Below are 13,313 nucleotides of genomic sequence, written 5' to 3' on the forward strand. Positions count from 1 at the left end.
CTATTGAGGCAGTTCAACGGCTATCTCTATTCGTCTATTTTTTTCTCTGCCCTGGGGCGTGTTGTTAGGTGCTATTGGATGGGTAGGTCCGTAGCCTGCGGCAGAGAGCAGTTTTGGATCGTAACCGCATTTTATGAAGAGTCGTAACACGGCAGTAGCTCTTGCAGCTGAAAGTTCCCAGTTTGAAGGATACAGTTTGGTTCTTATGGGAACGTTGTCCGTGTATCCTTCTATCCTTAACGGAAGTTCAACTGCTTTAAGTTTTTCACACATCTCCTTTATTATCGGGAGAGCACTCTTGTAAGGTTTAGCACTTCCCGGGGGAAATAGTTTTTCCGTGTTAATCCTTATTTTTATTTCTGTCCCATACTTTGCAACACTTGCTTTTATTCCTTTCTTTTGCAGCAATTTGTGAATTTCCGCTATCTGTTTTTCAATTTCTTCTCTCGTTCTCATTTTAGGGTACATTTTTGGAAAATTTACCCCTATCTTTCTTCCTCCAGGGATGCCGCCTTCTTGAAAGATAACTTCTCCGCCAAAGGCAGAGGTAAGTCCTTTTATAACCTGTTTAAACTTTTCAAGTGATATCGTACTCATAGAGTAAAGTAGAATAAAAAATGTGAGAAGTAATGACATGAGATCACCGAAACTTGTAAGCCACGCTGGAAAGCTTTTACATTCCTGCTTTTTCTTTCTCAAAGGTTACTCCTCTTTGAGTTCAACGCCAAAGAGTCCGCTGAGCTTTTGTTTGAGGATGTTTGGGTTAGAGCCTTTCTCAATAGCCTGAGCAGTCATAAGGTAGGCTTCTTTAAATGTCATTGTAAGGTCTCTGTAGTACTTCAATTTTTTAGTCGTCGGGATGCAGAGAACGTTTGCCAGGACAGCACCGTAAAGGGTTGTAATCATAGCAACGGCCATACCGGGACCAAGAGCCGATGGATCATTCAGGTTTTGAAGCATCTGAATAAGTCCAATAAGCGTTCCAATCATACCGAATGCTGGAAAAAGATCACCGAGTGTTTCCCAGACGGCGGCTTCTGTTGAAAGTTTCTGCTCAATTTGAGCCATTGCCGCTTCCGCGTTGCTTTCAATCTCCGATATGTCGAGTCCATCTATCAGCATACGCATAACATTACCTAAAAAGGGGTCTCTGGCGTAAAAATCGTCAATGCTCGATTCAAGTGCCAGAATTCCCTCCTTCCGTGCTCTCTTTGCTATTTCTACCAGAAAGTCAATTGTTTCAAGGGGATCCGGCATACCTGGATTGATCGTTTTCAAGAAAGCTTTTAACCCTCCTATGTATTCTGCCATCGGGAAACCGGCCATTGCAGCTGAAAAGCCGCCCCCAACTGTAATAAGAAGAGATGGAATGTTGATGAAAGCGCCTGCACTTCCACCGATGAATATTGTGATAGCAATCAACAGGAAAGCCGCAACAAGACCTATCAGCGTTGCTATGTCCATAAGAACACCCCGTTCTTTATTAATAGTTATAAATATTTATCGGTTTAAACGTCAAAAATTTTACCTGGATTAAGAATGTTGTTGGGATCAAGAGCCTTTTTAACAGCTATCATCTTTTCTATTGCTTCACCTACTTCAAGAGGCAAGAACTCTTTTTTCATGAAACCTATCCCGTGTTCTCCGGAAACAGAACCTCCAAGTTCTATTGTAAATCTGAATAAGTCTCTTACCGCACTTTCAACTTTTTCTGCTTCCTGAGGTTCAAACATAAAGTTGACATGTATGTTTCCATCACCGGCGTGTCCGAAGTTTACCACCATTAGATCGTACTTGTCTGCTATTTTGTAAGTACCTTTTATTAACTCGGGTATTTTACTTCTCTGGACGACAACATCTTCATTTATTTTCTTTGGTTTTAATTGAACGATTGCAGGTGAAAGTTCTCTCCGCGCTCTCCATATTTCTTCTCTCTCCTTTGCTGAAGTGGCCTTCTTTATTGTTTTTGCTCCTGCTTTTCTGCACACTTCTAAAGCTCTATCTATGAGCATATCAACAATTTCTCTGTATCCGTCTACTTCAATGATAAGAAGACCGCCGGCATCTGTAGGAAGTCCAAGTTTCGCATAGTTCTCTACGGCCACGATAGAATTTCTATCTAAAAACTCTAAGGCGGTAGGAATCACTTTTGCTTTAAACATATCTGCGACTGCTTGAGCTGCCTCTTCGACATTATCAAAAATTGCCATTGCTGTTCTCACATCTTCTGGAGCAGGGATCAGTTTCAAGTAGGCTTTTGTGATGACGGCAAGTGTACCTTCGCTTCCAATTATCAAATCTTTAAGGTTGTAGCCTGCTACACTTTTAACTGTTTTGGCACCAAGTGTTGTTATTGTTCCGTCTGGAAATACTGCTTCAAGCTGAAGGACATAATCCTTTGTTACGCCGTATTTAACGCATCGAGGTCCGCCAGCATTTTCCGCAATATTGCCACCAATTGTCGAATATTTATAACTTGAGGGATCCGGCGGATAAAAAAGCCCCAATTTTTCTACTTCCTGCTGGAGTGAGTAGGTCACGACACCCGATTCTGTCAGGACGCCTAAGTTGTCTTCATCTATATCAATGATTCTGTTCATTTTCTCTGTTGTCAGAACTATACCGCCATTTTCCGGTGCAGCGCCGCCTGTTAATCCTGAACCGGCACCTCTTGGATAAACCGGTATTAGCTCTTCATTTGCAAAAGTGAGTATTTTTGAAACGTCTTCCGGAGTTTCTGGAAACACCACTACATCTGGAACACCTCTTCCACCGGTTGGTGTTGCATCGTAGGAATAACTTATGCAAAAGTCCATGGAGTCTTTAACTTTTTCACTTCCTATTAGAGACTTAAGATGTTTTGTTATGTAATCCTTCCTCTTCATCTATCCTCCTTAAAATGGCATCTGTCCAGCTTGAAGATGGTATCGGGGAGTTTAACATTTTCCTTCCAGCTCTCTATGATGTAGGTAATATCGCTTCCATCGTCATTTAAAACCTGGAAGGATAACGGAACAGTTTTGTCCTCTTCGAAAACTACTATAATTTGCCTGTAACTTACGTTGTCCTTTAGTGGAACAAGCTCGAAAGCAACTTTATTCTTTAACTTAGCGTCGGATACTATTCTGAAATAGTTGCCAAACTTTTGAGGTGATTCGAGAATCCTGATAATGGGAAGGTAATCAATCCCTTCTTTTAAGGAACTTTTTAAGAGCTTTTTTTCTTCTGGAATGCACGTAAAGACAACTTTACCGTCAGAGACGATTTCCATTTTTGAGTTTTTTGTGTATACCCATTTGAATTTTGACGGTCTTTTGTAATATATTGTGCCTTCGTAGATATCTTTCTCTTTCAAATCCGGATCCAGTCTTGTTATCTGAACAAAAGAGATTTCAAGCGTACGAATCCTTTTTAAACCTTCAATAAATGAGATAAGGTTGTTTTCTGCCTCTGCATTTGTGATTACAAGGAGTACCAAAGCAACCATGAAATATAATAACTTTCTCATCTATCATTCCTCCATGCATATGCCGTATAATTATACTTGACTAACAGTTACGGAGCTAAATATATGAGAATTATCGGCGGAAAGTATAAGGGAAGGCGTCTTTATTCGATGCCTAAAAGAAAGGACACCAGGCTTTTACGACCCACAACAGATAGAGTGAAGGAGTCTGTTTTTTCTATTCTCGATGAGTACCTTGAGGGGACAAGGTTTTTAGACCTATTTGCCGGGACTGGTAATGTTGGTATAGAAGCTATTAGTAGAGGTGTAAGGGAGGTTGTTTTTGTTGAGTCTGACAAAAGATTTTGTGAGCTTATAAAGAAAAACTTGAAGAGCCTGGGTATTTCGCCTGATAAGTACAGGATTATATGTGACGATTTTGTAAAAGCCCTGAAAAAACTGGGTAGAGGCGGTGCTAAGTTTGACTTTATCTACGCTGATCCACCTTACGAAAAAGGTTACTACACAAAAATTGTGAATTTAGTAAAAAATCTCAATCTTCTTGATGAAAATGGTCTTTTAATGCTGGAAGAACCGAAGAAAAATCCTTTTCTGCCGGAAGGTAGTCGATGGATTGTTGAGAGGCGCCATTACGGGACAACAACGCTGACATTTTTAAACTTTTCCCAGCCGGAAGCGGAGGATAGCAATGTTTGAAATCTCTAAAAGTTTTACTTTTTCAGCTGCTCATTCCGTATTTTCTCAGCAATTAAATCCGAAGTGGACAAAAAACACATATCCAAAATGTCGTCGCCTTCCTGGCCACGGTCATAACTACAAACTCACTGTATATCTTGCTTCAGATACTCTTGACAGGTCTCAGATGGTTACTGATTTTGGTCATCTTTCATGGTTCAAACGGTTTCTTGACAGGTGTTTTGATCACAAACTTATTTTAAGCTCTCAGGACGCAGGTAGTATCATGTTTCTTGAAAAACTTGGCATTCTTGAAGATGGGAAAATCGTCCTGCCAGAGATTGAAAAGATGAAACCGTCACTAAAGTTTTACGGTGTAAACAGAAACTTTACTTTTGTCTCTGGAGAAATAGACGTTGAATCTGTTCCTCTTGATAATTTCCACTACCTTACGTTTGACAGCTTCTCCTGTCCAGCTTTCTCTGAAAAGAGTGTGGTTGAGATTGATTTTTACCAGAGACTCCTTGACGGTATTGCCATATTTAGTGAATCGCCAACTTCGGAAAACATGGCTAAATTCTTTTTCAAGTTTATCAACGAAAGTATTAAACCTATGGGTATTGTCTGCAGTAGAGTAACAATACAGGAAACAGAAACGTCTTCGGCTTCTTACACGGAATAAGTAATGGAACTGTTGCTGCCGGCGGGTAGTTTAGCACACACTTTTGCTGCCTTTGATTATGGTGGCGATGCCTGTTACCTGGGTATAGGAAACTTAAATGCGAGGGCTGGGGCTTCCAATTTTACGGTAGAAGATTATCGAAAGGCACTTGCTTTTGCAAGAAGCAGAGAAAAAAAGCTATATATAACCTTTAACACACTATTAAAAAACTGCGAGCTGGAAACCGTCTTTAAAACGCTTGATAGCATATATGATCTTTTACCAGATGGTGTTATCGTTCAGGACATCGGTCTTGCCTCTATGATAAAAAGGGAATTTCCCAAAGTTCCTCTAATAGCGAGCACCCAGATGGGTTTTCACAATGTGAGTGGCGTTAAATTTGCCGAGGATTTTGGATTTAAAAGGGTTATTCTTTCAAGAGAGCTTACTTTAAAAGAGATAGAAATTATCCGTAAATCTTCCACTATTGAGCTGGAAGTTTTTATCCACGGTGCTATCTGCTTTTCCTTTTCCGGGTACTGCTTCGCCTCTTCGTTTATAGGCGGAAATTCTGGAAACAGAGGACGGTGTTCTCAGGTATGTCGTATGCTTTTTAGAGGTGACATCAACGGTTTCATATTTAACCTGAAAGATCTTGCAGGCTTTGATTTTGTTAAAAAGCTTTATGAGATCGGAATCGATAGTTTGAAAGTAGAAGGAAGGCTAAAAGATGAGCTTTACGTTGCAGTTAACGCTTCTGTTTATAGAAAATTTATAGATGAAGCGGTCGGAAAGGTAAAGCTGAAAGAATCTGAGAAAGAGGAATTTAAAAAACTTTCTGCCATCGTTTTTTCAAGAAAACGCTGGAGCGGCTATTTTCCTTCAGACCATCCCGAGAACTGTATTGATCCTTCTTTCCCGGGAAATTACGGCCTATTTATTGGAAGAGTGGTGGAATCTAAAGGTAACCGTATAACTGTTGACAGGTTATCCTTTCCTCTGAATAGACACGACGGCATCTTGATTTTTGAGGAAAATGAACCTGTCCCTGTGAAAGTTTTAAATGTAAGGGGAAAGGAGATTACGATTTCTACAAAAAGAAAATTTAAAAAGGGAAGTTCTGTCTATCTTGTCCATTCTGTTAAAGTCCAGAACCGTTTTCCCGTTAGGAATTATAATGTTTCACCTCTAAAACCGACAGTTTGCCTTTCGATAGAGCTTAATTCAGAAACCATCACGGTAGATGTATTTAATCCGGTCAGGGAGGTGAAAAAACGTTACGTTTTTCCTGTTCAAACTGAGCCGCCGCAGAAAAATCCCATTACTGTTGATGATGTAACCGGTGAGTTTAAAAAGAGCGGTAATTTTTCCTTTGCAGTGTCTGTCGAAAATGTAAAAATTGACGGAAGTTTTTTTATAAGGCGGAGCGAACTTTCAAGTATTAGAAAGAAGATTTTTTCAATTGTGGAGGAGGAGCTTTTCCCTAAAAAAGAGTATAGGTTGCCCGCCTTTACTCATCTAAAAAGGAGAAAACCTTCAGCCGTATTTGCCGTTGATGAAACAAACGCTGCGGAATTTTTGAAGTTTGCCGCTTCAATTGGAAAACCTTTTGTTGTGTTCTTGAAGACCACAAACTTTAATCTTTTCAGAGATTTTATGGCAAATAGAATTTCTGTTGGCGTTGCAATGCCTATGATCCTTAAAACTTACGAAGAAGAGAGCTTTTATTCTTTCGTTAAACGGGCAGTTAAAGCTGGAATTAAAAACTTTTTGGTATCCCACTGTTACGGTTTAAAGATGGTGGAGAAATTTAAAGATATCAATCTGTTTGCCGATTTTACACTCTATACTTTAAACAGGGAAAGTGCTAATTTTCTTAATTCTTAAAAAGAAAATGGACTACCTGACAATAAGTGTTGAGGATGAATTGGAAAATATTATTTCACTTTCAGATTGTGTTGATGTTATTACCATCTATCAGGATACACCTTTATTTCAGTCGCAGGTTTGTCTCTATAAAGTCTTTGCCACCTGTCCAGGGGTGAATATGGTTCCTTTTCATATGTGTTTACAAAATTACAGAATAACCAAAATAACCGGAAGGTTTAAAGACAACTTTGAGATCCATTTTGAAAATTGCAGGACAGTTCTTCTGTGGAATAAACCCTTAAATTTAAATAAAATACGCAGAAAAATCCCCTCTTTTATTCCAAGATTTGACTTTGTTTACAAAAAATATTCCTTTGAGGATATGGAAAAAATATTCTCTGGAAAGGTTTTCTCAGGCCATACGGGTAATGTTTTAAGGGGTCTTGCCTGAAAAAATTACGAATAATCTAATATAATTCGGTAAGCATCTTTCTTAGGAGGAGAGAGAATGACAGTTTGTAAGAGCATGTTTAACAAAATGTGTTTGAAAGACATTCCCCCTTCTGAACTTAAGGGAAAAAAAGTTTTTGTGAGGGTTGATTTTAACGTCCCAATAGACAATGGTGTGATAATGAACGACAAGCGAATCAGGGCTGCTCTTCCAACTATCAACTATCTCATTGACCATGGGGCTAAGATTATTCTCTGCTCTCATCTTGACAGGCCAAAAGGGAGAGACCCACGATACACACTTAAACCTGTTGCCGAAAGATTGGCAAGATTACTGGAAAGGTCTGTAAAATTCATTCCTGACTGTGTGGGTGAAGAGGTTGAAGATGCGGTGAACAGCCTTTCAGATGGCGAAGTGGCGCTTTTAGAAAATGTAAGATTTTATCCTGAAGAGACTAAAAACGATGAAGCATTTGCAAAAAGGTTAGCTAAGCTTGCAGACATATATGTTAATGACGCGTTTGGAACGGCTCACAGAAAGCATGCTTCAACTTACGGGATAACAAAATTTGTGAAGGTTGCCGTTGCAGGTTTTCTCCTCCACAAAGAAATTGAATATCTTCAAAAGGTTCTTGAAAATCCTGACAGACCGTTTGTTCTCATTATTGGTGGTTCTAAGGTTTCAAGTAAACTTCAGGTAATTGAGAATCTTCTGAAAGTTGTTGATAAGATGCTTATCGGCGGTGGTATGGCTTACACTTTTTTAAAGGCAGCCGGTTACGAAGTTGGAAAGTCACTTGTTGAAGACGACTTTATAGAAACGGCAAAAGAGATAATGAAAAAAGCTGACAACAACAGCGTAAAACTCTATATACCTGTTGACAGTATGAACGCAAAGGAGTTTAAAGAGAATACCGAAGTTAAACTGACAACCTTTAAAGAAATTCCTGAAGATATGATGGGACTTGATATAGGGCCTGCAACAACTAAACTTTTTGAAGAAGCCATGGCAGATGCAAAGACTATCGTCTGGAACGGCCCTATGGGTGTTTTCGAAATGGAAAAGTTCAGGTTTGGAACAATGGAGATAGGAAAGCTGGTTGCATCTAAAAAAGAAGCTCTAACAATCGTTGGTGGTGGCGACAGCGTTGCAGCACTTGAGCTTCTGGGACTTGAACACTCTGTTGATCATGCCTCAACAGGTGGTGGTGCATTTCTTGAGTTTCTTGCAGGAAAAGAACTTCCTGGCGTAATAGCTCTTTCTAATAGAAATTAAAAAAGGGGGCCGGAAGCCCCCTATCCAAGTAGTTAAAGTAATTATAGATTAGTCGTTTGCAATTTTTTTCACAAGTTCATAAGCTACTTTTGCAGCAGTTGCAGGACTCAGTTTTGCAGAGTTGAATTTGGTGTGGAAAAGATCTATTTTCCTGATATCAACTCCAGCAATATCCTTATAGAATTTCAGCTCCCTTTCATCAATCTGTTCAACCCTTTTCGCAGCTTCTTCTATAGATATGCCAAGTCTTTCAGCGCACAGCTTTGCTCTGTAATCCATGGGTGCTTCTATTTTAATATGAACAGTGTTTGGATATTCTGCTAAAATAGCGCAGGCACCATGGCCGACAAGTATGACATTGTTTGAGAAGGCCATATTCATTACAACTTTTACAAGCATTTCTTTAAACGCTTCAAAGGTAACTTCTCTCTCTTCCTCGCTTTTACCTTTTAATATTGAAAAATCAAGAAACTTTTTGCTGAACCGAAGAAAATCTACAAGTGAAAGTTTGGCTGCAAGGTAGTTAAAATCATCAAGTTCTTCAAGTTTGTCGGTTGGAAGATTTAGCCTTTTTGCGGTCTGGATAAGTATCTCTTTATAGAGAACATCGTATCCACAAAGTTTTGCTAACTCCTTTGCAAACTCAAGACCTTTAGAACCGTACTCGAAGGTAACCGTAACAACACCCATCTTTCCCTCCAGGATATTTTTAACTCTGTTTATTTCACCCTCAATAAGTTTATCTCTAAGTATATTAATTATCTCAAAAAAGTCTGATTCTCTCAAGCTTTCAGGGAGTTTTTCAGCAAATGCTGGAAGTTTTTCTTCTATAAATAAGAGAGCTTTTTCGTCAATCTCCTCGGCAATCTCCTCGTCTTCGTAAAAGATTTCAACTGCTTCTTCTATCCATTCCCTCTTCAAATATCTCCTCCAATTCCACAGACGGTAGTTCATCTATACTGTTGAGACCGAAATGGACAAGAAAATCCTTTGTTGTTCCATACAGTTTTGGTCTTCCTGGAGCTTTTTTGCGTCCAATGACCTGGATAAGCCGCTTCTCAAGGAGACTCTTTATAGCTCCATCTGCCGTTCTACCACGGATTGTTTCTATCTCTTTTTTAGTAACAGGTTGTTTATAGGCAACTATAGCAAGAACTTCAAGGAGGTGTTTGGATAGTTTTATTGGTCTATCTTCGACAAATTTTTTGACATAAGTTGAAATTTCCGGTGCAGTATAAAACTTATAACCACCGCCTATCTCTTTAAGGATGATGCCACCGTTTGAGTACTTTGCTTTCAGTGTTTTAAGAGCTTCCTCCAATTTTTCTATGTCAATTTCAAGCTTCTGAGCAATCTCCTCAATACTTACCGGCTCTTCAGAAACAAATATAACAGCTTCAAGTATCTTCTCAACTTCCTGCATTTTCCATCTCTCTCACCACTTTCAAGGTTGCATCGGGAATAGCAAATGATTTCATAACAGAAGAAAAAGAATCTCTCAGAGTTCCATCAGTGTAAAGTTTTTTTAAAAGATTTGCAAGCTTTTTACTGTCTATTTCGTTCTGTCTTACCAGAAAACATCCCTTCCTGTCAGCTATAGGTTTTGCATTGAAGTATTGATGGTCATCCACGGCAAAAGGATAAGGTACAAAGATTGACGGAATGCCGAAGTAAGAAAGTTCAGAAATGGCAAGGGCGCCACTTCTTGAAACTGCGACATTGGCACTCTTATAAAGAAGCCATGGTTTTTCGGTAAACGGTGTGACTAAAGCTTTCACGCCCAGGTTTTTGTACCTCTCCACTAATCCTTTCTCCTTTCCTTCACCGGATATGTGGACTATCTGAATTTTGCTTATCAAGTCTTTAAGCAGTGCAACTGCTGCAGGTGCAATTTGGTTTAAGAACTGTGCTCCCTGACTTCCACCAAAAATTAAAATAGTGAATTTGTCCCTATCAAGTTTCAGGATATTTCTTGCGAGCTCTTTTGAAAGTTTACATTCTCTTATCTCTTTTCTCAGAGGATTACCTGTGAGAACCCCGTCAGGAAAAAACCGGCGGCAGTATTCGTTTGCTATCAGGATTTTGCTTGCAAATTTACTTAAAAGCTTATTGGTTTTACCGGGTATGGAATTTTGTTCGTGAATTATAAGAGGTGTATCTGTTAATCTTGCTGCAAAACCTGCAGGGAGTGAAACGTAACCACCAAAAATAAGAACCCTATCTGGTTTAAACCGGTTGATGATAGAGATTACCTTGAGTGTTGAGGCGATTAAAGAAAAACTTCCTTTAAGCATTTTTAAAGGAGTCTTTCCTCTTACGCCAGAAACGTTAATAAAGATTTTCTCGCAGGGGATTAGATCAGATTTCCTGTATTCTATGCCTTTTTCTGTTCCTATGTACAGAACCTCATTACCAGTTTTAACAAATTCTTCTATAACGGCAACTGCTGGAAAAAAGTGTCCTCCGGTGCCTCCTCCCGCTATGACAATTTTCATTTGTAATTTCCCTGTTCTATTTTTTCAAAACTTACTCGGCTCTTCTCAGGAAGAGAACGGGCAATACTCATCAGAAGTCCTACGGCTATGTACATTGAAATAAGAGATGTTCCACCTTGACTGACAAAGGGGAGAGTGATTCCTGTTGTAGGTACAACACCTATGTTAACCCCAATGTGAACGAGTGCTTCAAGGAATATGTAAAGTGTTAATCCCAGGGAAAGGAATTTTCCCAATTTATCATCTGTTTTGTCTGCAATCATCAAACCAACAACGAGTATCGCGAAAAAGAGGAGAAGAACAATAACAGCCATTATGAATCCACCCTCTTCTCCGATGTGAGCATAAATGAAATCGCTAAAGGCTAAAGGTAGAAAGGCAAGTTTTTGCTGTCCCTGACCAATACCAACGCCGGTTATACCGCCTTTTGCAAACGACACAAGTGACTGAACAAGCTGGTAACTGTCGTTTTTTCCCGGTGCTTTGTAGAAAGCGAATGGATCAAAGAGCATTCTAATCCTTGCTATACGGTAAGGTGCAGTTATTACGGCAAGGACAAACATAAGTGTTCCTATAGCAAGTGGGGTAAATATGTATGTAAGACGAAAGCCGGTTATAAATATCATTGCAAAGATGGATATGAAAACGATCATGGCAGAACCGAGATCCTTTTCTGCAAGGATTAGAAAGATTGGAAAAAACACAAAGAACATAAAGCCAGCAAATACCGATATATTGTTTTCTATTTCGTACCATTTTCTTTCAAGATAGCCTGCAACAAATATAATGAGTGTAACTTTTGCAAACTCAGCCGGTTGGAGAGATACTCCGCCAATTTTTATCCAGCTTCTGGCACCGTTCACCTCTTTACCCAGGATAAGGACAGAAATGAGAATAAAAACGGTAAGTCCGTAAACGAACCAGAGCCATCTTTTATTTTTTAGCTTTTTATAATCAAAAAATCTGTAAGTTCCATAACATGCAAACAGACTCAGGAAAAACGTTATTAATTGTTTGATGAACAGATAATACGGAGGTTTACCGCTTACTGTGCAGAAGTAAGAGCTTCCAGTGTATATAAAAATCAGACCTATTACCGTAAGTATTATTGCAACTGCAAAAATAACCTTTCCAAGAGCATCAGACTTCATTTCAATTCCTCGACAATTTGTTTAAAAATTTTACCTCTCTCTTCAAAGTTTTTAAACATGTCAAAACTTGAACAACCTGGAGAGAATAGAACAGTATCACCTTCTTCAGCCGCTCTATATGCAGAAATTACCGCTTCTTCTAAAGTCGCTTTAAACTCTGATTCTGCAACTTCAGAGAAGAGTTCTTTTAACCGCTTCCCCGTTTCCCCTATAAAGAATGCTTTTTTGACACGTTCTTTCACTATAGGTCTAATTGGTGAAAAGTCAATTCCTTTGTCTTTTCCACCCGCTATCAGTATAACCTTATCAAAGCTGAGCAACGCTTTTTCAAGAGAATCCACATTTGTGGACTTGGAATCGTTAATAAATGTCACGCCGTTTAAAATTTTCACAAATTCGAGCCGATGTTCAAGACCTTTAAAATCTTTTATGGCTTCAAGAAATTTTGATTCATCTATACCAAAAACTCTCAAAGCTAAAAGCGCAGCCATGATGTTCTGAATATTATGGTAACCTTTTACAGGAAGCTCAGAAATAGTAACAGAAAAGCCATCTAAAAATATTTTTCCATCTTTAAAAAAAGCGTCAGCTTTACTTTTCATGCTAAAAGATAGGACATTTTTTCTGTTTAAAAGTGGTTTGAGCGAATTATCGTCAGCGTTAAGGATAATCTTGTCTTTTGTATGTTCTATCAGTTTTAACTTTGCTTTTACGTACTCCTTGAAATCTCTATACCTGTTTAAATGGTCAGGCGTAATATTTAGAATCACGGAGACATTACTCTTAAAATCCTTAAGGTCTTCTATCTGGTAGCTTGAAAGCTCTATGACGGATACCGAGTCTTCTTCCGTTTCACATGCAAAATCGGAAACAGGAATTCCGTAATTTCCACCTATAAAGACTTTTCCTTTCCATAATTTTTTAAGAGCATGATATATAAGGGCCGTCGTTGTGCTCTTTCCGTTTGTTCCAGTAACCGCTATGACTTTTCCCCTCAAATATCTTCCTGCAATTTCTACTTCCCCCAGTACATTGACACCTTTCTCTTTAAAGAACTTAATTAGCGGATGGTAAGGAGGAACGCCCGGTGACTTGACGACAAATGCAGGATTTTCAGGAACAAAAGTTTCACCCTTGTCATCGTAATAGAAAACGGAGTATCCTTTCTTTTCAAGAAGCTTTCCTGCCGATAAACCACTCTTACCCTTTCCCATGATAAGAACGTCCATTTTTAGACCTCGTATGCAATAGTTTATAATTGCTCTCAAGA

General features: G+C 39.0%; 14 protein-coding genes. 5 read left to right on the plus strand and 9 right to left on the minus strand.

From position 1 onward, the window contains the following. Genes MV676_RS00840 through MV676_RS00855 form a run of 4 tightly spaced genes read right to left on the minus strand, consistent with a single transcriptional unit; the run spans position 1 to position 3,508 of the window. Positions 1–699 (minus strand): flagellar motor protein MotB, encoded by a 699-nt coding sequence (locus MV676_RS00840; protein ID WP_022846599.1) that lies wholly within the window; start codon positions 697–699, stop codon positions 1–3. A gap of 3 nt (positions 700–702) precedes the next feature. Beyond that, entirely contained in the window at positions 703–1,464 is a 762-nt protein-coding gene (locus MV676_RS00845; RefSeq protein WP_297444409.1) for a motility protein A, read from the minus strand. 44 nt (positions 1,465–1,508) lie between these two features. After that, positions 1,509–2,885 carry an FAD-linked oxidase C-terminal domain-containing protein gene (locus MV676_RS00850; protein ID WP_297444412.1) on the minus strand — a complete coding sequence of 459 codons (1,377 nt, stop codon included), beginning with the start codon at positions 2,883–2,885 and terminating at the stop codon, positions 1,509–1,511. Further along, on the minus strand, positions 2,882–3,508 hold the full coding sequence (locus tag MV676_RS00855) for an outer membrane lipoprotein carrier protein LolA (RefSeq protein ID WP_022846602.1): 627 nt from the start codon (positions 3,506–3,508) through the stop codon (positions 2,882–2,884). Before MV676_RS00855 ends, MV676_RS00850 begins: the two co-directional genes overlap by 4 nt. A gap of 63 nt (positions 3,509–3,571) precedes the next feature. Between MV676_RS00855 and rsmD the strand changes: the two genes are divergently transcribed. From rsmD to MV676_RS00880, 5 genes are all read left to right on the plus strand, one after another. Beyond that, on the plus strand, positions 3,572–4,162 hold the full coding sequence (gene rsmD / locus MV676_RS00860) for a 16S rRNA (guanine(966)-N(2))-methyltransferase RsmD (protein WP_297444414.1): 591 nt from the start codon (positions 3,572–3,574) through the stop codon (positions 4,160–4,162). Continuing rightward, positions 4,155–4,823, plus strand: coding sequence for a 6-carboxytetrahydropterin synthase (locus MV676_RS00865; protein WP_022846604.1), 669 nt, complete (start codon positions 4,155–4,157; stop codon positions 4,821–4,823). Before rsmD ends, MV676_RS00865 begins: the two co-directional genes overlap by 8 nt. 3 nt (positions 4,824–4,826) lie before the next feature. Continuing rightward, the gene (locus MV676_RS00870) at positions 4,827–6,689 is read left to right on the plus strand and encodes a peptidase U32 family protein (protein WP_297444417.1); all 1,863 of its coding nucleotides are present in this window, start codon (positions 4,827–4,829) and stop codon (positions 6,687–6,689) included. Beyond that, positions 6,667–7,122 (plus strand): hypothetical protein, encoded by a 456-nt coding sequence (locus MV676_RS00875; protein WP_297444418.1) that lies wholly within the window; start codon positions 6,667–6,669, stop codon positions 7,120–7,122. The genes MV676_RS00870 and MV676_RS00875 overlap by 23 nt, the downstream gene beginning before the upstream one ends. Positions 7,123–7,197: 75 nt before the next feature. Next, positions 7,198–8,397, plus strand: coding sequence for a phosphoglycerate kinase (locus tag MV676_RS00880; protein WP_343214947.1), 1,200 nt, complete (start codon positions 7,198–7,200; stop codon positions 8,395–8,397). A gap of 48 nt (positions 8,398–8,445) precedes the next feature. Here the strand turns inward: MV676_RS00880 and MV676_RS00885 are convergent, their stop codons facing one another. Genes MV676_RS00885 through murD form a run of 5 tightly spaced genes read right to left on the minus strand, consistent with a single transcriptional unit; the run spans position 8,446 to position 13,272 of the window. Then, positions 8,446–9,318 carry a cytidylate kinase-like family protein gene (locus MV676_RS00885; protein WP_297444422.1) on the minus strand — a complete coding sequence of 291 codons (873 nt, stop codon included), beginning with the start codon at positions 9,316–9,318 and terminating at the stop codon, positions 8,446–8,448. After that, the gene (scpB, locus tag MV676_RS00890) at positions 9,287–9,820 is read right to left on the minus strand and encodes an SMC-Scp complex subunit ScpB (protein WP_022846608.1); all 534 of its coding nucleotides are present in this window, start codon (positions 9,818–9,820) and stop codon (positions 9,287–9,289) included. Before scpB ends, MV676_RS00885 begins: the two co-directional genes overlap by 32 nt. Continuing rightward, positions 9,807–10,892, minus strand: a complete 1,086-nt coding sequence (gene murG / locus MV676_RS00895) for an undecaprenyldiphospho-muramoylpentapeptide beta-N-acetylglucosaminyltransferase (protein WP_297444425.1) — start codon at positions 10,890–10,892, stop codon at positions 9,807–9,809. The genes scpB and murG overlap by 14 nt, the downstream gene beginning before the upstream one ends. Then, complete coding sequence (locus MV676_RS00900) at positions 10,889–12,043, minus strand: putative peptidoglycan glycosyltransferase FtsW (RefSeq protein WP_297444427.1); 1,155 nt, start codon at positions 12,041–12,043, stop codon at positions 10,889–10,891. The genes murG and MV676_RS00900 overlap by 4 nt, the downstream gene beginning before the upstream one ends. Continuing rightward, positions 12,040–13,272: a UDP-N-acetylmuramoyl-L-alanine--D-glutamate ligase gene (murD, locus tag MV676_RS00905; protein WP_297444429.1), complete on the minus strand. Its 1,233-nt coding sequence runs from the start codon at positions 13,270–13,272 to the stop codon at positions 12,040–12,042. The genes MV676_RS00900 and murD overlap by 4 nt, the downstream gene beginning before the upstream one ends. Positions 13,273–13,313: the final 41 nt, after the last annotated feature.

Source organism: Desulfurobacterium sp., assembly GCF_027028515.1.
GTDB lineage: Bacteria > Aquificota > Aquificia > Desulfurobacteriales > Desulfurobacteriaceae > Desulfurobacterium_A.